This is a genomic window from Halostella pelagica (genome assembly GCF_004762015.1).
Classification (GTDB): domain Archaea; phylum Halobacteriota; class Halobacteria; order Halobacteriales; family Natronoarchaeaceae; genus Halostella; species Halostella pelagica.
The window spans coordinates 108,934-128,970 of the sequence record NZ_SJES01000010.1 but is presented as its reverse complement, the minus strand read 5'-3'; the positions used below and the strand labels follow the sequence as shown (position 1 = coordinate 128,970).

The window sequence follows — 20,037 nt, the reverse complement described above, 5'->3', positions numbered from 1 at the left end:
GTCCGTTCCCGCTCCCAAGTTTCATCAAATTCCGCCGCGTAGCACTCACTGAGCAGGTCTGCGAGCATTGTCCCAAACAAACTCTACGACCTGCTCGCTTCTCAAACTGGCCTAACTAGACAGTGCCAGTGGTTAGATTCTCTCGGGAATATTCCATGATAGTTCATACATGACATCTCCACTCGTCATTCAGAGAGTGATTGCAGGAATCGGCGTGGCCAGACAAAAGATGCGAAAGGATACCGGTAAATGGTAGAGTTCAAGCCTCGTCAGTTTGAAGAGATCTCACCGGAGGACCGACCAACTCTCGCTGAATCGTTCGTTCCCATTATAGGGATGATCGGCTTTCTCAGTGTCGGAATCGTTGTATTCGGACTCAGCCCACAATTTCCATTACTGTGGGGTATTGCCTTCACTGGACTGTTCGCTTGGTATCGCCTCGGGATTTCGTGGGAAGAGTTGTATGACGGCATCAGTGACAGTCTCCTCATGGGGATGCAAGCGATCCTCATCATCTTTCTCGCCTACACGCTTGTCTCTACGCTGATACTGGCAGGGACGATTCCAACACTCATGTACTACGGGGTAGAGCTGCTTACTCCTCTGATATTCCTCCCGTTGACTGCGATCCTTATCGCAAGTATCACAATGACAATCGGCTCCTCGTGGACCGCTGTCGGCGCGCTCGGCGTCGCCTTCATCGGTATTGGCTCCGGTCTTGGCATTCCCGCTCCGATGACCGCTGGCGCTATCCTCACGGGTGCATACACCGGTGACAAACTGTCCCCCCTGTCGGATACCACGAACCTCGCGGCGGCGGTGACAGACACCGATCTCTACGACCACATCCACGCTATGCGACCTGGCTCCACGCTCGCGTTGGGGATCTCAGTTGTACTGTACGCGGTACTTGGGTTGAGTGTCTCCGGAAATATCCCTGATGGTCGTATCGCGGCGATTCAGTCGGCCGTTGAGGGTTCCTATGTCGTGACGCCACTCGTCTTCATGCCGTTAGTCCTCATCTTCGGACTTGCCATCTACGGGATTCCACCAATCCCGACGCTCGGTGCCGGCATTTTCGCAAGTGCTCCGACAGCGATGATCGTAGAGGGCACTGACTTCGCCACCGTGTGGTCTACAGCGCTGGACGGGACAGCCCCTGAGACGGGCATGGAACTCGTCAACGGCCTGCTAGAGAGCGGCGGGATGACCGACGCTGCGTGGGCCATCACCATAGTCATCGCCGCGCTCTCTCTTGGTGGGATGTTCGAACGAACCGGAATTCTCGCGGTGCTTGCCCATCATCTGGCTCGGATGTGTCACGGTGCTGGTAGTACTACCGGCGTGACTGCTCTTTCGGCCTTCTTGATGAATGTTCTCGCCGCCGAACAGTTCATCAGTATCGTCGTACCAGGGATGTCGCTTCGGAACCTCTACAGCGAGCAAGGACTGAAATCTCAGAACCTCTCACGTGCCGTTGAAGCCGCCGGGACGACGACGAGCGCGCTCGTCCCTTGGACCAGTGGGGCGGTCTACATGTCCGGGGTGCTTGGTGTTCCAACCGTGCAGTATGCCCCCTACTACTTCTTCGGTATCTTCTCGCCGATCGTCTTGCTGTTCATGGGCGCGACCGGTTGGCAGATCAAGTACGTAGACCAGGATGAGTCCGACAGCACCACACCGGCGAACGACGCTGCCGTCTCGGCTGCCGGCGAGGACTGACGAACTCCTGCGACGAAACGTGGGTTGATTGTCTCGCCTCATCCCGTAGCAGTACCGTTGCATACGGACTGTAGTACGTCGTTTCCGGACCAACCGCGAACCGTATACGTTTGTCACAATAAGGACCAGGATGGTTCTGTCCGGGCCACGGCGGAATAGTGTTAAGACGGCGCACCCGAAAGACGGTGATATGAGCGAGACTGGGGATCCACCATCTCCAGCTGGTATCCCGATCCTAGGCAACGGATTAGCATTTTCTCGGGACCCGGTCAGAGCGATGGAATCGTGGGCTACCCACGGGGACCTCGTTCGCCTCCGCTTCATGGACGAGTCCCTGTACATGGTGACCCACCCGGAACTTATCAAGCAGATACTCGTCGAGGACCAGCACAAGTTCACCATCGGCCCGGAACAGCAACAATCCTTCGAGGGAATTGAAGATGCGGCTATGACGACCGCAACGGGTGAGCGGTGGAAACGCCTCAGACGAGCGTCACATCCGGCGTTCACCCGTGAGAGCATCACCAGTTATGGCGACCGCATGGCGGCGGTGACAGCGCGATTTATCGACGAGTGGGACGAGGGTGAGCGATTCGCCCTGCATCCCGAGATTCGCCGGGTGACGGTTCAGATTTTAGCCGAGACACTTCTCAATGAGGACATTCGCGGGCAGGAGGACGTAGTTATTGAAGCAGCAGACGCGTTCGTTGACCGGACCAACTTCCGCAGACCCGGCCAGTTGCTCCCGGACTGGATACCGACGCCAACAGAGCGCCGCTTCCGTCGAGCGGTACAGCATCTTGATACGTTTGTCGAGGACCTTGTCGCCGAACGGCAATATGCAGAGACAGAGACCAACGAGGACGTGTGCGCGATGTTGCTTGCCGCCCACGAAGATGGTGAATTGACACGTACAGAGGTCAAGCAGAACTTGGTTGCATTCCTATTGACAGGCCACGAGTCCCCCTCGGGTGCGCTCACCCATGTTTGGTATCTGCTTGCCGACCATCCCGACGTGTATGAGTCCCTCTGCGAGGAATACGACCAAGTTGTCGAGGGGAACCGGCCAACCATCGCGGACTACGACGCCCTCGAATACACGCAATATGTCGTCGATGAAACCCTCCGACTCTACCCGCCGACGACAGGTATCAACCGGCAGGCGACTGAATCTGTGACGCTGGATGGCTACGAGTTGCCCCCAGCGGCCCAGTTTCTGATTCCCCAGTGGGTCCCTCATCGAGACAAGCGATTCTGGGACGAACCGGAGAAATTTGTTCCCGACCGATGGACCCGCAGCGTCGACCGCCCGGAGTACGCCTACTTCCCGTTCAGCGGCGGACCCCGCAGTTGTATCGGTGCCGACTTCGCCCGTCAGGAGTTGACGTTAGCGCTGGCAACAATGGTCGGCCACGTCACCCTTGACGTGACCACCGATGGGCCGCTGACGTTCATTCCGTCAATTCAACTTCGACCGGCCACCGAGATCACCGCGGAAGTCCACCATCGGTGATTTCGCACCGGCGAGGGTTATGTCCGCGTGTAGTCGTGTTCAGGCCTTCGCGCCCGCGACACCGCTGCCGATCGCGACGCCGCAGTCGCTGCAGGCCACCAGATAAAACCGTTTTGAGGCCTTGAAGAAGCCCGTCGTCGCGTCCATCTCGACAAACTCGACATCGGCTTTCTCGGAGAGGGTCGTCTCACATTCAGGGCAATGAACCATCGCTCTCAGGTTCTGCAGACACAGGTATAGTTCTTATTCTCTCAGACAGCACCACCGCCTCCACCGCCCGCTTTCGCCCCGGCAACGCCGCTCCCCAGAACCGTGCCACATGCCGCACAATTGGCCGTATAGAACCGTTTCGAGGCTTTCAGGAATCCCGTCGTGGCATCCATCTCCACGAACTCGATATCAGCTGTCTCCTCGAGCGTCGTCCCACAGTCAGGACAGTGGACCATACCGATCGTCTCGCCGTGGAGAACTAAACCATCTCTGGAATCGCTGTTTCATGAATCACGCCGTGGAACCACCGTCTCCTGCAGTAGAACATGAATCCTCGTGAGTATGAGTGGGTCACCGATACCCTATTAGGAGTTTACCCCACTAGTCTTTCGTATGGCCCCAGCGGTCCAGCCCTCCACAGCGACGACCGGTGCCCGTATGTTGAGCGGTCTCGCTGTCCTCAGCACCATCGTCGCAGCCGGACTGCTCCTATCGCCAAACCCGCTTGCTGACGCGTTCTTCGCCGGCTGGGTGCTCTTCAGCATTCTGCTCGCCCTCACCGGTTCACTCGGTGCGTGGACGAATCGGACGCCGCTGGTCTGGGTGACCGCCCTCTTGATGACGGGGCTCGCCATCATCGGTATGTGGTCGATTGGATTCGTCATCGCCCCGGCTGCACTGCTCCTCCTCGGGGCGGCCGTTCTTTCACAGCTAGCCGGGCCGCGTGAGGACGTGCAGGCAGCGATTATTGCGGACCCGCCCACGGTCCAGGAAGCAGTGTCGAAGACCGTGGCCGGTGTCGGCTCCGTCGCCATCGGCGGCTGGCTCGTCTACACGGGCGCCATCACCCAGCATCTGTTCGGTGCCTGTGCAACGGAAACACTGGACTGCGCCCTCGCCAAGACACATTGGGACGCGGTCGGAATCACCAGTCTTGGGTTGCTCGGGATCGGTCTCGGCGCCTGGCTCATCTGGAGGCAGATCTATATCGGTCGCGTGCTGGCAGCAGCGAACTCCCAGACCGAATAGAATCACAAAGACGGACCGAATAGGAGCCCGTCATTCTGTCGGAGCCAGCCGATCAGAACCCTACCCTGCACGACGGAATTGAGGGTTTCATCGGGTCATGGACACCAGTTCTTCGACGAGGGCAGCGACCGCCCTGTCGACAAGGTCGCTATCAAGACGACCCTGCCAGAAGTCGATGTCTTCATGATCGATCGATTGGACGCTCCACGGGACGATTCGGCTCTCATCGGGTGTCCCACCGCGAAGCTAACTCTCTCTGGGGATGTCGATGAGACCGTCCATCCAGGATTTCGACGTCAACGTTAGCGCGATATACTGGTCGCCGTGGAACGGACGGCCTTCGTGATTCGAGAGGAGAAGCCAGGGCCGAGCGTCCTCGTCACCTTTGAACGGATTAGCCCCGTAGACGACGTCGCCACGTTCGAAAACTGGTGTCTCTTCGTCGGTCACTATTCGTCCTCGACGCTCGGGTGTGATTCCTGCGGTGTGTGCTCGCGCCAGGAATCCTTGTCCTCCGCACCCAGTTGGTCGTTGAACAGCGCCGTTGCTCGTTCGTATCCGCTGTATCCGTCGAGTCGCTCGGCGTCGTCGGTTATCGCCCAGTACGTCGCCTTGTGTTCGACCAGACCACGATCCTTCAGCCGCGAGAGCGCAGTGCTGACTGCACCCTCGTCGACGCCGATCTGGGAGGCGATTTCGCGGGCCTTGAACGCCCGAGCCTCATTGGCGGCTAAGTTCTCTCGAAGCCCCAGATACGTCTGTAAGTCCCAGTAGGCGTTCTCGTGGATCTCACAGCCCTCGCCACAGACCAGTGAGAACGCTGGAAACGCAACGCGACTCACCTGCTCAGTGACTGTCTCAGCCTGCTCTAATACGGTTTGGTCAGATGGGTCTAATTCCGTATCCTCAGTATCGTATCTGCGGCTCTGACGCTCTGGTTTGCGCGGGACTGAGACGCTCACATTTTGCGCTTTAATGAGGATGGTCCGCGCTGCTGTCTCGACGGTGTCTTGGAGAGCAGCAGTGAACAGATGGTGCCAGCTGCGCCAGAGTGTCGACTGATTCGGCACTGACTCTAGGCCGAGTTGATCACAGAGATCGGGGTGTTTGGTGAGGTATTCGACGAGGGCAGTTTCGTGGTCCCAGACGTGGCATTCTTTCAGCAGGAACAGGCGAAACAGTGTCTCCATCTCGTAGCTCGTCGAGCCTGAACATTGGTTGTGAGCATCGAATTGGACGTATGCGAGCGGCACTGCAGGGACGAATTGATCAACGGTATCGTGATCGTCATGCTGGAACGAGGTTTCCGCAACGAGACGAACATCCGATTCTACTCCGGGCAGCGACGTGCGATCGAACAGCGGGCTCGACTCATACGTGGGCCAATCGACGTAGGATAGCTGGGCGATCTGCCGGAAGACAGTACGTCAAGATTCACGTGTCAGGACCACAGCGGGATGGTGGTGGTGACACGCTCAAGTATTCGTCCAACTGCTCAGTAAAGAGGATGAGTTCAGCAAACAGACTACGCTATTGGATATCCCCCCAGCGTGACTCGTTTAAACCCACTGCACCGTTTTCGGGCCCATTAGCGTCCCGTGACCATTAGGGACCGTCGAACCCTCCCTCAACACATGGCGTCCCTGACTGATTCCCTGACGGGCACCAGCCCCGTCCGTCGTGCCGCTTACGCCGTGGGGCTGGTCGCGCTGTTCGGCGTCGTGTTCGATTTTACCTGGTCGCAGGCCATCGTCGTCACAGTCATCGTGCTCGTGGGTGAGACCGTCGAACTCGCGCGTCCGCTGCCCGGACTGGACGAACGCGACGTCCGACTCACGCTCGGTCTCGTCGCCATGGCTGCCGGTGGCCTTGCTTACTGGGTGCAGGGAGACACGACAGTCGCAGCGGTCGGGGTCGGCGGCGGTGGCTGGCTCGCGTTGGACGCACTCTATAGCCTCCGGGAGGGCATCCGGTCGAATGACGACGGGATGGTTGAGGCCGACTCCAGTGAGGTGTTCCTGTCGATGCAGGTTGGCCACCTCGTCGCCGAGGAACTGAAAGACGGCCCGAAGACGGCCCCGGAACTCGCTGACGCCTGTGACATGACCGAGTCACGCGTCCGCGAGGCACTGGAGTACCACGAGCGGGCAGATACCGCCTACAGGGACGGCAACCAGTGGCATCTCGACGAGTCGAAAATCGGAGCGTGGGCGTTCGTCCGGGACAATACCCGGCGTGCCCTGGCCCGGTTTTTCCGTCCGTTCCGGTTGTTTGTGCCGTCGTGACTACTTGTCGTCGGTCCTCTCAGCCCGTTGACTACGACCTGTGGCACGACGATTTTTTCTGCGTTTTCCCATTCATAGGCGAGTTTACGACCCTCGACGCGCCATCCATCTTGTGCGATACATTCTGATAGAAGCTATCTATAGTCGTTTCCCGGATCGGGACACCGTTCGCACAATACCGTTGCTCCCGTCTCAGTCTTTCTCAGGCCGTGTGTCAACGACGACGCCAGTAGCGCCCACAACTAGGAACAGTACACCGACGACCGTGGCCACGAGCACCCCGTTCTCAACGCCGTACCCACATAGTAGGACACCGAACACTGCGGCTATCACTCCGAGAGCGTCCCTCGCGCTCGACGCTCGGGAGATGACCACTGTGGCTCCGAGTATCCCGCCGAGTGCGACAACGATACCGAGCCAGTACACCGACCCGGGCAAGGAGATGCCGAGAGCGGCGACAGTCCCCACGACTGTGGCGATACCCAGCCCCGCCGCGGCGAGACGGCCCGTCCACCGGACAGCGTCCTCGCTGGGCTCAGAGCTATCACTCATCGCCCTCACCTCCGGTTCCATCGTCATAACTGTCTGCCCCGGCGCCGAGGATGACACTGAGTGTCTCTCGTTGCCAGGCGCGGTAGCCGACGAGGACCAGTCCAGCGGTGGCTGCGAGGAACCACCAGTACCAGCACACGACGAACGACCCGAAGTCGAGTCCGAACAGCTCACAGCTCCCGTGGTCGGCAGGCGCGGAGCCGGTCGGCGTCGCAGTCGGTGTCGCACTGGATTCTGGGTCGCCGTCCCCATCGACGCTGTCGTTCACTGGGTCGAGATACGCAGGCCTCCCGTCGCCGTCTACGTCGCTCGTGCCTTCAATCCGGTCTGGCCTACCGTCCCCGTCCGAATCAGTATCCCGGTAGTTCGGGATGCCGTCACCGTCGGTGTCGTCGGTTCCCTCGGTACTGTCGGGGATGCCGTCACCGTCGCTGTCGGTATCGCGGTAGTCTGGCGTACCGTCGCCGTCTGTATCCGCCGTCCCTTCGAGACTGTCGGGAATTCCATCCCCGTCGGCATCCGTGTCCAGCGCATCGATGGTTCCGTCGGCGTCCGTATCGACCGACCTGCCGCCACTCGTCTCGACGCTATCAGCGATACCGTCTCCGTCCGAGTCAGTGCTGTTCACCTCCGTCCCGAGGGCCCGCTCTTCCTCGTCAGTCAGGCCATCGCCGTCGGTGTCATCACGCTCGTCCCCGTCACTGCTGTCTTCGCTGTCGTTGCTGTCATCCCCGCTGTCTTCACCATCGCTGTCATCCCCGCTGTCTCCACCATCGCTGTCATCCCCGCTGTCTCCACCATCGCTGTCATCTCCGTCCCCACTGTCGCCCCCGTCGTCGCTGTCCGTATCGGGGTCGAGGTAGTCTGGCGTCCCGTCACCGTCCGAGTCGGTTGTCCCTTCGGTGCTGTCGAGGATGTCGTCACCGTCACTATCAGTGTCACGGTAGTTCGGCGTCCCGTCGCCATCTACGTCGGTGGTGCCTTCCGTGCTGTCTGGGATGCCGTCTCCGTCGGCGTCCGTGTCCAACGCGTCGATGCTCCCATCATCGTCCGTGTCGATGGCGCTGCCACCGTTAGTTTCGACGAAGTCGTTGATTCCGTCTCCGTCTGAGTCAGCGTCGCTCGGGTCCGTCCCGAGTGTCGTCTCTTCACCGTTGGTCAGTCCGTCGTCGTCGGTGTCGCCGTCGGGTCCATCGGTGTCGACGGGGTCGAGATAGTTCGGCGTGCCGTCACCGTCCACGTCGTCGGCCCCCTCTGTGGCGTCGGGGATGCCGTCACCGTCGCTATCTCTGTCGAACGCGTTCGGCGTGCTGTCGTCGTCGGCATCGTCGGTACCCTCTGCCCTGTCTGGAATACCGTCCCCGTCGCTGTCAGTATCCCGGTAGTTCGACACCCCGTCGCCGTCCGTGTCCGTCGTTCCCTCCGTGCTGTCGGGAATCCCGTCCCCGTCGGCATCGGTGTCGCGGTAGTTCGGCGTCCCGTCGCTGTCTGTGTCCGCCGTCCCCTCGATGCTGTCGGGAATTCCGTCGTCGTCGCTGTCAGTGTCGAGGGCGTCGACGGTTCGGTCGCCGTCGGTATCGACCGTATCACCGCCGTCGGTCTCGATACGATCGTCGATACCGTCACCGTCCGAATCGGCGCTGTTCGGGTCGGTTCCCAGAGCCCGTTCCTCGTCGTTGTCCAGGCCGTCGTCGTCGCTGTCGCCGTCCGGGCCGTCATCGTCGTCAGGGTCGAGATAGTTGGGTGTGCCGTCGCCGTCGGCGTCACCGGGCCCCTCCTCGCTGTCTGGCGTCCCGTCGCCGTCGGCGTCCGTATCTAGGTAGTTCGACGTGCTATCTCCGTCGATATCGGCAGTGCCTTCGGTGCCATCAGGGATGCCGTCGCCGTCGGAATCGTCGTCCAGATAGTTCGGCGTCCCGTCGCTGTCGGCGTCGTCGGTCCCTTCCGTGCTGTCGGAGATGCCGTCGCCATCGGCGTCAGTGTCGCGGTAGTTCGGCGTGCCATCTCCGTCGGCGTCACTGGTTCCATCGGTGCTGTCGGGGATGCCGTCGCCATCAGCGTCAGTGTCGCGGTAGTTCGGCGTGCCATCTCCGTCAGCGTCACTAGTTCCATCGGTGCTGTCGGGGATGCCGTCACTATCGCTATCGCTGTCCAGCGCGTCGATGGTTCCATCCCCGTCGGTATCGACCGAGTCGCCGCCGTCGGTCTCGATGAAGTCATTGATTCCATCGCCGTCAGAGTCGGCACTGGTCGGGTCCGTGCCGAGTGAGTCCTCCTGACTGTCCGGCACCCTGTCGTCGTCGCTATCAGTATCGATATAGTCCGGCGTCCCGTCGCCGTCGGCGTCGTCGGTTCCCTCGGTACTGTCGGGAATGCTGTCACCGTCCGCGTCAGTGTCGAGGTAGTTCGGCGTCCCGTCGCTGTCGGCGTCGTCGGTTCCCTCGGTACTGTCGGGAATGCCGTCACCGTCGCTGTCGGAATCGAGGTAGTTCGGCGTCCCGTCGCTGTCAGCGTCGCCGACCCCCTCTGTACTGTCGGGGATGCTATCACCATCGCTATCGGTATCCAGGTAGTCGGCGACACCGTCGCCGTCGGAGTCGGTCGCTCCTTCGGTAGTATCGGTGATTCCGTCGTCGTCGCTGTCGGTGTCCCGGTAGTTCGGCGTTCCGTCGCCGTCTCTGTCTTCTGTGCCTTCCGTGCCATCACCGATGCCATCGTCGTCGGCGTCGGTGTCGAGCGCGTCGATGGTGCCGTCGCCGTCAGTGTCGACGGGGCTCCCTTCGTCGGTCTCGATGAAATCGTTGATTCCGTCTCCGTCCGAGTCAGCACTGTCGGGATCGGTTCCCAGTGCTGTTTCTTCGGTATTGCTCAGCCCATCGTCGTCGCTGTCACCGTCCGGACCATCGTCGTCGTCGGGGTCGAGATAGTTCGCCGTCCCGTCGCCGTCGGAATCGCCAGTTCCTTCGTCAGCGTCGAGCTTCCCGTCACCATCTGAATCAGTATCGAGGTAGTTCGACGTGCTGTCGCCATCGACATCTCCAGTGCCTTCTGTACTGTCTGGGATCCCGTCTCCGTCGCTGTCAGTGTCCAGGTAGTTTGGTGTTCCGTCACCGTCGGCATCTGTGGCTTCTTCTGTCCCGTCTGGGATTCCGTCATCGTCGCTGTCGGTATCCAGATAGTTTGGCGTGCCGTCACCGTCGACATCATCGGTCCCCTCGGTACCGTCGCTGATACCGTCGCCGTCACTGTCTGAATCGAGATAGTCAGGGACACCGTCACTGTCAGAGTCAGTCGTACCCTCGGTACTGTCGGGGATACCATCACCGTCCGAATCGGTGTCTCGGTAGTTCGGTGTCCCGTCGCCATCAGTGTCGGTCGTTCCTTCAGCACTGTCTGAGATGCCGTCGTCGTCAGAGTCCGTATCGAGGGCGTCGATGTCGCCGTCCTCATCGGTGTCCACGGCAGTCACCCCATCAGTTTCGACGGAGTCATCGATTCCGTCGTCATCGGAGTCGCTATCGGTGGGATCTGTTCCGAGCGTCTCTTCTTCGTTATTTGTCAGCCCGTCACCATCTGTGTCACCCGTTGGGCCGTCCTCATCGTTCGCGTCGAGATAGTTCGGGGTACCATCACCGTCGTCATCTTCAGTTCCCTCCTCGGAGTCGGAGATACCGTCACCATCGCTGTCGGAATCAAGGTAGTTCGGCGTCCCGTCACCGTCGACATCGTCGGTCCCTTCCGTGGAATCGGGGATACCGTCTCCATCTGAGTCGTCGTCGCGATAGTTCGCCGTCCCATCGCCGTCCTCGTCTCCGACTCCTTCCGTACTGTCAGGAATCCCGTCGTCGTCGGAATCGTCGTCTCTGGCGTCTATCGTCCCATCTCCATCGGTGTCGGTATCGCTGGCAGCGCCTTCCGTGTCGTCGTCGATACCGTCACCGTCAGTGTCGGCGTCATTCGGGTCCGTTTCGCCGCTATCGAGCACGCCGTCACCGTTCTCGTCCTCGTTGCTGTCAGTGATTCCATCCCTGTCGTTGTCGTCGTCGAGGTAATTCGGCGTTCCGTCACCGTCAGTGTCTGTCGTTCCCTCTGTAGACGAGCCATCGTCCAACTGGCCGTCACCGGCCTGGTCGGTCGGATCGTCGCTGTCCCGGTCCCGGTAGTTCGCTGTCCCGTCGCCGTCGGCATCGCTAGTGCCCTCCGTGCTGTCGTCGATGCCATCGCCATCTGAGTCGTCGTCCTGTGCGTCGATAGTGCCGTCGCCGTCCGTATCGACCGGTTCGCCGGGACCGGTCCCGTCGACCCGGGTCGTCTCGATGTCGTCCGTGATGCCGTCGCCGTCCGTGTCGACGGCATAGGGGTCAGTCTCACCGGCGTCGACGGACCCGTTCCCGTTGCTGTCCTCGCCACCGTCTGTGATGCCATCGCCATCTGAATCGGTATCTCGATAGTTCGGGACGCCGTCGCCGTCGGTATCGGTCGTCCCTTCGATGCTGTCGGGGATGCCGTCGTTATCGGAGTCAGTATCCCGCGCGTCGATGGTGCCGTCACCGTCGGTGTCAGTCTTGCTGTCGGCTCCCTCAGTGCTGTCCGAGAGCCCGTCGCCATCGGTGTCGGCGTCGTTCGGGGCCGTCTCACCCGGATCAAGGCTGCCGTCTCCGTTCTCGTCTTCCTCACCGTCTAAGATACCGTCGCCGTCGTTGTCGTCGTCGAGGTAGTTCGGCGTCCCGTCACCGTCTGTGTCGGTGGGTCCCTCGGTGGCCGACCCGTCGTCAAGCTGGCCGTCACCGTCGAACGTACTGTCGCTGGCATCGTCGCTATCACCGTCACGGTAGTTCGGGACGCCGTCGCCGTCGGAGTCCGTCGCCTGCCCGTCGCCGGCGGTTAGATCCTCGGTACTGTCGTCGATCCCGTCGTCGTCGGAGTCGGTGTCGAGGTAATCAGGAGTACTGTCGCCGTCCGTGTCGGTCGGGGAGTCATCGATCGCTCCGGTGTCGTCCTCGACATCGTCCTCAATGTCGTCCCCGTCACTGTCCGTATCCTGGAAATCGGGTGTACCGTCGTTGTCAGTGTCGGTGGCGTCACCGTCGTTTGCGGTCTGGTCCTCGATGCTGTCGGCGATACCGTCGCCGTCCGAATCGGCATCGCGGTAGTCCGGCGTGCCGTCGTCATCCGTGTCAGTCGCGCTACCGTCGTCGGCGGTGAGGTCCTCGACGCTGTCCTCGATACCGTCGTCGTCCGCGTCGTTGTCCCTGGCGTCGATGTCGCCGGTGCCGTCAGTGTTGGTCTCGCTGTCGGCACCCTCCAGACTATCCGAGAGCCCGTCGCCGTCGGTGTCGGGATCGTTCGGGTCGGTCTCGCCGGTGTCGAGGATCCCGTCGCCATCCTCGTCCTCGTCGGTGTCCAGGATGCCGTCGCCGTCGTTGTCGGCATCGAGGTAGTTCGCCGTGCCATCGCTGTCGGTATCGCCCGTTCCGTCGGTGGCTGAGCCGTCGTCCAGCCGGCCGTCACCGGCCTGGTCGGTCGGATCGTCGCTGTCCCGGTCCCGGTAGTTCGCAGTCCCGTCGCCGTCGGCATCCCCAGCGCCCTCCGTGCTGTCCGGAATACCGTCATCGTCGGAGTCGGTGTCCCTGGCGTCGATGGTTCCGTCACCGTCCGTATCGACCGATTCGCCGGGATCGGTCCCGTCGACCCGGGTCGTCTCGATGTCGTCGTCGATTCCGTCACCGTCCGTGTCGGCGAGGTTCGGGTCAGTCTCGCCCGGGTCGAGTACGCCGTTGGCGTTCGTGTCCTCGTCGGTGTCGGGAATGCCGTCACCGTCTGAATCTGTACTCTGAAAGTCCGGGATTCCGTCGCCGTCGCTGTCAGTGGCCTGGCCGTTGCCCACCGTGTTGTCGTCGTCCTCGACATCGTCCGAGATGCCATCCCCGTCCGAGTCGTCGTCGCGGTAGTCCGGCGTGCCGTCGCCATCGGTGTCCGTCGCCGGACCATCGTCGTCGGTCAGGTCCTCCGTATCGTCGCCGATACGGTCGTTGTCGGAGTCGGTATCTAGGTAGTCCGGCGTGTTGTCGCCGTCGGTGTCTGTCGGGGAGTCGCCGATGGCCACCGTGTCGTCCTCGATGTCGTCCGTGATGCCGTCGTCGTCGCTGTCGGTGTCCTGGAAGTCGGGCGTGCCGTCGCCGTCCGTGTCGGTGGCGTCACCGTCGTCGGCAGTCTGGTCCTCAATACTGTCGGCGATACCGTCGCCGTCCGAGTCGTCGTCGCGATAGTCGGGGATGTTATCCCCGTCCGTGTCAGTCGCGCTACCGTCGTCGGCAGTTACGTCCTCGACGCTGTCCTCGATGCCATCGTCGTCGGAGTCAGTATCTCGGGCGTCGATATCGCCGGTCCCATCGGTGTTGGTCTCGCTGTCGGCACCCTCGACGCTGTCCGAGAGACCGTCGCCGTCGGTATCGGGGTCGTTTGGGTCCGTTTCGCCGGTATCGAGGCTGCCGTCTCCATTCTCGTCCTCGTCGCCGTCCAGGATACCATCCCCATCGTTGTCAGAATCGATGAAGTTCGGCGTCCCGTCGCTGTCAGTATCGGTCGTCCCTTCGGTCGCTGAACCGTCGTCGAGCGATCCGTCACCGTCAAACGTACTGTCACTGGCATCGTCGCTGTCGCCGTCACGGTAGTTCGGGACGCCGTCCCCGTCCGAATCCGTCGCCTCTCCATCGTCGGCGGTCAGGTCCTCAGTACTGTCGTCGATGCCGTCGTCGTCGGAGTCGGTGTCTCGGGCGTCGATGTCGCCGTCGCCGTCCGTGTCGGTCTCGCTGTCGGCCCCTTCGAGGCTGTCGGAGAGTCCGTCGCCGTCGGTATCGGGGTCGTTCGGGTCGGTCTCGCCATCGTCGAGGCTGCCGTCGCCGTTCTCGTCTTCATCAGTGTCCAGGATGCCGTCACCATCATTATCGTCGTCGAGATAGTTCGCGGTGCCATCGCCGTCTGTGTCGGCCGTCCCTTCGGTCGCCGAGCCGTCGTCGAGCGAGCCGTCACCGTCAAACGTACTGTCACTCGCATCGTCGCTGTCACCGTCACGGTAGTTCGGGACGCCGTCCCCGTCCGGGTCACCGTCTCCCTCGACGCTGTCGTCGATGCCGTCGTCGTCGGAGTCGCCATCTTGCGCGTCGATGGTGCCGTCACCGTCGGTATCCGTATCGCTGGCAGCGCCCTCGGTGCTGTCAGAGAGGCCGTCGCCGTCGGTGTCGGTGTCGTACGGGTCTGTCTCGCCGGCGTCGAGCACCCCGTCGCCGTTCTCGTCCTCGTCGGTGTCCAGAATGCCGTCGTCGTCGCTGTCCTCGTCTAGGTAGTCCGGCGTGCCGTCGCCGTCGGTGTCGTCGGACCCTTCGATACTGTCAGCGATGCCGTCGTTATCCGAATCGTCATCGCGGTAGTCTGGAGTGTTGTCGCTGTCGGTGTCGGTTGCCTGCCCATCATCGGCAGTCTGGTCTTCGGTGTCGTCGGGGATGCCGTCGTCGTCGGAGTCGGTGTCCCGAGCGTCGATGGTACCGTCGCCATCGGTATCGGTCTCGCTGTCGGCTCCTTCCGTGCTGTCCGAGAGCCCGTCGCCGTCGGTGTCGGGATCATACGGATCGGTCTCACCGGTGTCGAGCACACCGTCTCCATCCTCGTCCTCGTCGGTATCGTCGATGCCGTCACCGTCCGAATCAGTGTCCCGGTAGTTCGGAACGCCGTCGCCGTCGGGGTCGTCGTTGCCCTCGATACTGTCGGGGATGCCGTCATCGTCTGAGTCCGTGTCGCGGGCGTCGATGGTGCCGTCACCGTCGGTATCGGTCTCGCTGTCGGCTCCTTCCGTGCTGTCCGAGAGCCCGTCGCCGTCGGTGTCGGTGTCGTTCGGGTCGGTCTCGCCGGCATCAAGTGACCCATTGCCGTTCTCGTCCTCGTCGGTGTCCAAGATACCGTCGCCGTCGTTGTCGTCGTCGAGGTAGTTCAGTGTCCCATCTCCGTCCGTGTCGGTTGTCCCTTCAGTACCCGAGCTGTCGTCCAGTTGACCATCACCCGCTTGATCGTTGGGATCGTCGCTGTCCCGGTCCCGGTAGTTCGCGGTGCCGTCACCGTCCGCATCGCCCGCGCCCTCTGTCGAGTCGTCGATGCCGTCGCCGTCGGAGTCCGAGTCGAGTGCATCAGTCGTTCCGTCCCCGTCCGTGTCGACCGATTCACCGGGACCGGTCCCGTCGGTACGAGTCGTCTCGGTCCCGTCGTCGATGCCATCCCCGTCAGAGTCGGCATCGTTCAGGTCTGTACCGAGAGACCCCTCATCTGCGTCCGGAATGCTGTCGCCGTCGTTGTCGTCGTCGAGGTAGTTCGGTGTCCCATCCCCGTCGACGTCCGTCGTTCCTTCATCAGCAGACCCGTCATCGAGATCACCATCGCCAGCTTGGTCGTTGGGATTGTCGCTGTCTCGGTCCCGGTAGTTTGCGGTGCCGTCACCGTCCGTATCGCCCGCGCCCTCTGTCGAGTCGTCGATGCCGTCGCCGTCGGAGTCCGAATCGAGCGCGTCGATGGTCCCGTCTCCGTCCGTGTCGACTGACTCACCGGGACCAGTCTCATCGACACGAGTCGTCTCGGTGCCGTCGTCGATACCGTCGCCGTCAGTGTCGCTGTCCGTCCGGTCGGTCGCGGACGAGGCTTCGGTGCTGTCCGACACGCCGTCGCCGTCGGAGTCGGTATCGAGGAAGTCGGCCGTCCCGTCGCCGTCTGTGTCGACCGTCCCCTCAGTACTGTCCGGGACGCCATCCCCGTCCGCATCATCATCCCTGAAATTCAGTGTGCCGTCCCCGTCCTTGTCGCCACCTCCCTCGTCGGTGTCCGGAATCCCGTCACCGTCCGCGTCATCATCGAGTGCGTCGATGGTGCCGTCGCCGTCGGTGTCGGTCTCGCTGCCGGCACCCTCGGTATCGTCGGTGATCCCGTCAGCGTCAGAGTCTTCGTCGAACGGGTTGGTCCCGATTGCGTCCTCATCGGCGTCGCTGATCCCATCGCCGTCGGAATCAGTGTCGAGGTAGTTTGGCGTCCCGTCGTTGTCAAGGTCATCGTTCCCCTCAACGTCGTCGTCGAAGCCGTCGCCGTCCGAGTCGGTGTCCCGGTAGTTCGGGATGCCGTCTCCGTCCTCGTCGTTGCTGGTCTCCTCGCTGTCCGGACTCACCTCGGGCAGGCCGGGCGAGTCACTGTCCGTATCGAGGGCATCGATGGTGCCGTCGCCGTCGGTGTCGATTGCCTGACCGGGATCCGTCCCGTCGTTGTCAGACGTCTCGGTACCGTCGTCGATACCGTCGCCGTCCGAGTCGCTGTTCAGGAAGTCGGTGCCGAGCGTCTGTTCGGTCGCGTCGTCGACGCCGTCGCCGTCTGCGTCGGTGTCGAGGAAGTTCGGGTTCCCGTCGCCGTCGGTATCGGCGTCCGTCTCCTCGCGGTCGCTGATCCCGTCGCCGTCAGACTCCCGGTCCAGGTAGTTCGCCAACTCGTCCGCGTCCGCGTCGTCATCGGTCTCGGTGTTGTCGGGGATACCGTCGCCATCAGCGTCGGTGTCGCGATAGTTCGGTATCCCGTCGTTGTCTGCGTCCTTGTCGAGGTATGCCGGTGGGGTCGAGACGGAAAGGCCTGTGTCGCTTTCGGCTCTGTCCGAAATCCCGTCACCGTCGCTGTCAGTGTCCAGATAGTCCGCTGTCCCGTCACCATCCGTGTCGACCGACCGCCCACCGTCGGACTCGGCTAGGTCGGCAATGCCGTCACCGTCGGCGTCCTCGTCACGGTAGTTCGCCGTTCCATCGTCGTCGGGGTCTCCAGTTCCTTCTGTGCTGTCCGGGATTCGGTCGTCGTCGCTGTCGGTATCGAGCGCATCGATGGTGCCGTCGCCGTCAGTGTCGACTGATTCACCGGGCCCCGTGCCGTCTGGGCGCGTCGTCTCGACGTCGTCAGTGATTCCATCTCTGTCGGAGTCCTCATCACGCGGGTCGGTTCCGAGAGCTGACTCGGTGCTATCCAGAACCCCGTCGCCGTCCGAGTCGTCGTCCCTGAAATTCGGCGTCCCGTCGCTGTCGAGGTCGTTCGATCCTTCCGTTCCGTCTCCAATGCCGTCACCGTCCGTATCGCTGTCGAGGTAATCGGGCGTGCCGTCACCATCCTGGTCGCCGGTTCCCTCCGTGCTGTCGGGAATCCCACCACCGTCGGCGTCGGTGTCGAGGAAGTTCGGCGTGCCATCGCCATCGGCATCGCTCGCAGTTTCGGCACTGTCGTCGATACCGTCACCGTCCGAATCGAGGTCGAGGAAGTTCGGTGTGGTATCGCCGTCTTCGTCGGACTCGCCTTCGACCTCGTCGTCGATACCGTCCCCGTCCGAATCGGGGTCGAAGTAATTGGGCGTCCCGTCGTTGTCTTCGTCGTCCGTTCCCTCGACGTCGTCGTCGATCCTGTCGCCGTCGTTATCGATATCGGCGTTGTTCCCGGTCCCGTCGCCGTCGGCGTCGTCGCTGCCCTCAGTACTGTCCGGAATACCATTGCCGTCGGCGTCGGTATCGTGGTAGTTCGGGTCCCCGTCGCCGTCGGCGTCACCGAACCCATCGACGAGGTTCGGGATACCATCGTTGTCGTCGTCGCCGTTGGGATCGAACCCGCCCCCAACCTGGTTGTCGGGGTCGAGGTAGTTCGGCGCCCCGTCGTTGTCCGCGTCGTCCGTGCCTTCGTTGAGATCGAACGCGCCGTCGTCGTCGCTGTCGGCATCGAGGTAGTTCGGGATGCCGTCCCCATCAGAGTCGCTTTGTCCCTCAGTCGTGTCCGGGATCCCGTCTGCGTCGCTGTCCGTGTCGAGGAAGTTCGGAACCCCGTCGTCGTCGGTGTCCTTGTCGCTGTTACCGGCACCTGGGTCGTTGGTGTACTCGTCAACATCGTCGATACCGTCGCCGTCACTGTCGGTATCGAGGAAGTTCGCATCCCCATCACCGTCGGCGTCTGCTGCTCCTTCAATACGGTCCGGGATGCTGTCACCGTCGGCGTCCGTAGCCCGGTAGTTCGCCGTTCCGTCCCCGTCGGCGTCGCCGCTTCCCTCCGTGCTGTCAGCGATCCCGTCGCCATCGCTGTCGGTGTCGCGCGCGTCGATAGTCCCGTCACCGTCCGTGTCGACACTGTTTCCGTCGTTCGTCTCGACAGCGTCCGAGATCCCGTCGCCATCGGAGTCGCTATCCGTTCGATCCGTACCTAGATTCGACTCCACATTATCGGACAGTCCGTCACCGTCACTGTCGGTGTCCAGCGCGTCGATGGTCCCGTCACCGTCCGTGTCGACGGCCGTTCCGTCGGGTGCCTCCGTCCCGTCACTGATGCCGTCTCCGTCAGTGTCGCTATCCTGGGTATCGGTTCCAAGTGAATCCTCTTTGCTGTTCGTCAGTCCGTCACCGTCGGGGTCGCCGTCCGGCCCGTCCTGGTCGTCCGTGTCGAGGTAGTCCAGAACCCCGTCGCCGTCGTTGTCCCCGTCGCTGTCCCTGCTGTCCGGGACACCGTTTCCGTCGCTGTCGGTATCGAGGTAATTCTGCGTCCCGTCGCCGTCAGCGTCACTGGTCCCCTCCTCTGCATCGTTCCGGAAGTCGCCATCGCTGTCGAAGTCCGCGTAGTTCGGCGTTCCGTCGGCGTCAGGATCGCCAGTTCCCTCCACCGAGTCGTCAATGCCATCGCTGTCCGCGTCGGCGCTCAGGTAGTTCGCCGTGCCGTCACTGTCAGTGTCGCCGGTTCCCTCGGTGTTGTCGAGAATGCCGTCACCGTCGGAATCCTCGTCTCTGTAGTTCGCGGTGCCGTCACCGTCTGGATCGCCTGTCCCCTCCTCACTATCGGAAATACCATCCCCGTCGCTGTCCGTATCTTTTGCATCAAGCCTGCCGTCGCCGTCCGTGTCGACGTTGTTTCCATCGTTCGTCTCGACGTTGTCGGGAATCCCGTCGTCGTCGCTGTCGCCGTCGTTGGCGTCAGTACCGAGCGTTCGTTCCTGGCTGTTGGTCAGGCCATCACCGTCAAGGTCGCCGTCTGGACCGTCCCCATCTTTCGGATCGCGGTAATCGGGAGTACCGTCACCATCGTTGTCGCGAGTTCCCTCGTTCGTGTCTTCCGTGCCGTCGCCGTCGCTGTCGGTATCGAGTGCGTCAATGGTGCCATCGCCGTCCGTGTCGACTGCCTCGCCGGGGCCCGTTCCGTCTAGTCGCGTTGTTTCCACACCGTCGGGAATCCCGTCGTCGTCGGAGTCCGCATCGTACGGATCGGTGCCGAGGGCGTCCTCGTCTTCGTCGTCGATGCCGTCTCCATCAGAGTCGAGGTCTCGATAGTTCGCTGTCCCATCATCGTCGGCGTCTCCAGCACCTTCAGTACTGTCGAGGATCCCATCACCGTCACTATCGTCGTCTAATGCGTCGATAGTCCCGTCACTATCTGTATCGATAGCAGACCCATTGTTCGTCTCACCACTATCGTTGATGCCGTCCCCGTCACTGTCGGCGGCGTTGGGGTCAGTGCCGAGCTCGGTCTCAGTCTCATCAGTCAACCCATCGCCGTCAATATCAGTGGCAGCGACGGAACTACCGATTACGACACCAGTCAGGACCGAAAGTGATAGAGTGAGTGCCAAAAAAGCGACACCCAATCGTAGCGAAGTATTCACTGTTACGCGTTTAAAATGACCCCAAGCACATA

At 61.9% G+C, this 20,037-nt stretch carries 8 protein-coding genes and 4 pseudogenes; 4 read left to right on the top strand and 8 right to left on the bottom strand.

Annotation, left to right across the window (positions count from 1 at the left end; translation table 11 throughout):
- Nucleotides 1-68: pseudogene (locus EYW42_RS18375) on the bottom strand (IS6 family transposase); the annotation flags it as partial.
- Nucleotides 69-249: 181 nt separating this feature from the next.
- Here EYW42_RS18375 and arcD point away from each other — a divergent pair.
- Nucleotides 250-1,722 (top strand): arginine/ornithine antiporter ArcD, encoded by a 1,473-nt coding sequence (arcD, locus tag EYW42_RS18370; RefSeq protein WP_135536899.1) that lies wholly within the window; start codon nucleotides 250-252, stop codon nucleotides 1,720-1,722.
- Nucleotides 1,723-1,852: 130 nt separating this feature from the next.
- Entirely contained in the window at nucleotides 1,853-3,235 is a 1,383-nt protein-coding gene (locus EYW42_RS18365; protein WP_135536898.1) for a cytochrome P450, read from the top strand.
- Between the two features lie 39 nt (nucleotides 3,236-3,274).
- Here EYW42_RS18365 and EYW42_RS20030 read toward each other — a convergent pair whose 3' ends face one another.
- Nucleotides 3,275-3,445: a hypothetical protein gene (locus EYW42_RS20030; RefSeq protein ID WP_202613964.1), complete on the bottom strand. Its 171-nt coding sequence runs from the start codon at nucleotides 3,443-3,445 to the stop codon at nucleotides 3,275-3,277.
- A 41-nt stretch (nucleotides 3,446-3,486) separates the two neighbouring features.
- Complete coding sequence (locus EYW42_RS18360) at nucleotides 3,487-3,681, bottom strand: hypothetical protein (RefSeq protein ID WP_135536897.1); 195 nt, start codon at nucleotides 3,679-3,681, stop codon at nucleotides 3,487-3,489.
- 157 nt (nucleotides 3,682-3,838) lie between these two features.
- On the opposite strand from EYW42_RS18360, the gene EYW42_RS18355 reads away from it, so the two are divergent.
- Nucleotides 3,839-4,474: a hypothetical protein gene (locus EYW42_RS18355; RefSeq protein WP_135536896.1), complete on the top strand. Its 636-nt coding sequence runs from the start codon at nucleotides 3,839-3,841 to the stop codon at nucleotides 4,472-4,474.
- An 87-nt stretch (nucleotides 4,475-4,561) separates the two neighbouring features.
- On the opposite strand, the pseudogene EYW42_RS20650 reads toward EYW42_RS18355, so the two are convergent.
- The 3 pseudogenes from EYW42_RS20650 to EYW42_RS20480 all read right to left on the bottom strand — a co-directional run.
- Nucleotides 4,562-4,924: pseudogene (locus tag EYW42_RS20650) on the bottom strand (type II toxin-antitoxin system PemK/MazF family toxin).
- Nucleotides 4,924-5,208 (bottom strand): annotated as a pseudogene (locus EYW42_RS20485) (MarR family transcriptional regulator); the annotation flags it as partial. The pseudogenes EYW42_RS20650 and EYW42_RS20485, both read right to left, overlap by 1 nt.
- Nucleotides 5,209-5,511: 303 nt before the next feature.
- A pseudogene (locus EYW42_RS20480) lies at nucleotides 5,512-5,727 on the bottom strand (transposase); the annotation flags it as partial.
- Between the two features lie 381 nt (nucleotides 5,728-6,108).
- Between EYW42_RS20480 and EYW42_RS18340 the strand changes: the two are divergent.
- A complete protein-coding gene (locus EYW42_RS18340) occupies nucleotides 6,109-6,759 on the top strand; it encodes a hypothetical protein (protein ID WP_135536894.1) in 651 nt (216 codons plus the stop codon).
- A 192-nt stretch (nucleotides 6,760-6,951) separates the two neighbouring features.
- On the opposite strand, the gene EYW42_RS18335 is transcribed toward EYW42_RS18340, so the two are convergent.
- Both EYW42_RS18335 and EYW42_RS18330 read right to left on the bottom strand, forming a co-directional pair.
- Entirely contained in the window at nucleotides 6,952-7,311 is a 360-nt protein-coding gene (locus EYW42_RS18335; protein WP_135536893.1) for a hypothetical protein, read from the bottom strand.
- Nucleotides 7,304-20,005 (bottom strand): hypothetical protein, encoded by a 12,702-nt coding sequence (locus EYW42_RS18330; RefSeq protein ID WP_259371304.1) that lies wholly within the window; start codon nucleotides 20,003-20,005, stop codon nucleotides 7,304-7,306. Before EYW42_RS18330 ends, EYW42_RS18335 begins: the two co-directional genes overlap by 8 nt.
- Nucleotides 20,006-20,037: the final 32 nt, after the last annotated feature.

Coding starts and splice junctions, on each gene's coding strand:
- EYW42_RS20030 (WP_202613964.1), bottom strand. CDS start 3,445: ATGGTTCATTGCCCTGAATGTGAGACGACCCTCTCCGAGAAAGCCGAT.
- EYW42_RS18355 (WP_135536896.1), top strand. CDS start 3,839: ATGGCCCCAGCGGTCCAGCCCTCCACAGCGACGACCGGTGCCCGTATG.
- EYW42_RS18340 (WP_135536894.1), top strand. CDS start 6,109: ATGGCGTCCCTGACTGATTCCCTGACGGGCACCAGCCCCGTCCGTCGT.
- EYW42_RS18360 (WP_135536897.1), bottom strand. CDS start 3,681: ATGGTCCACTGTCCTGACTGTGGGACGACGCTCGAGGAGACAGCTGAT.
- EYW42_RS18365 (WP_135536898.1), top strand. CDS start 1,853: ATGGTTCTGTCCGGGCCACGGCGGAATAGTGTTAAGACGGCGCACCCG.
- arcD (WP_135536899.1), top strand. CDS start 250: ATGGTAGAGTTCAAGCCTCGTCAGTTTGAAGAGATCTCACCGGAGGAC.
- EYW42_RS18335 (WP_135536893.1), bottom strand. CDS start 7,311: ATGAGTGATAGCTCTGAGCCCAGCGAGGACGCTGTCCGGTGGACGGGC.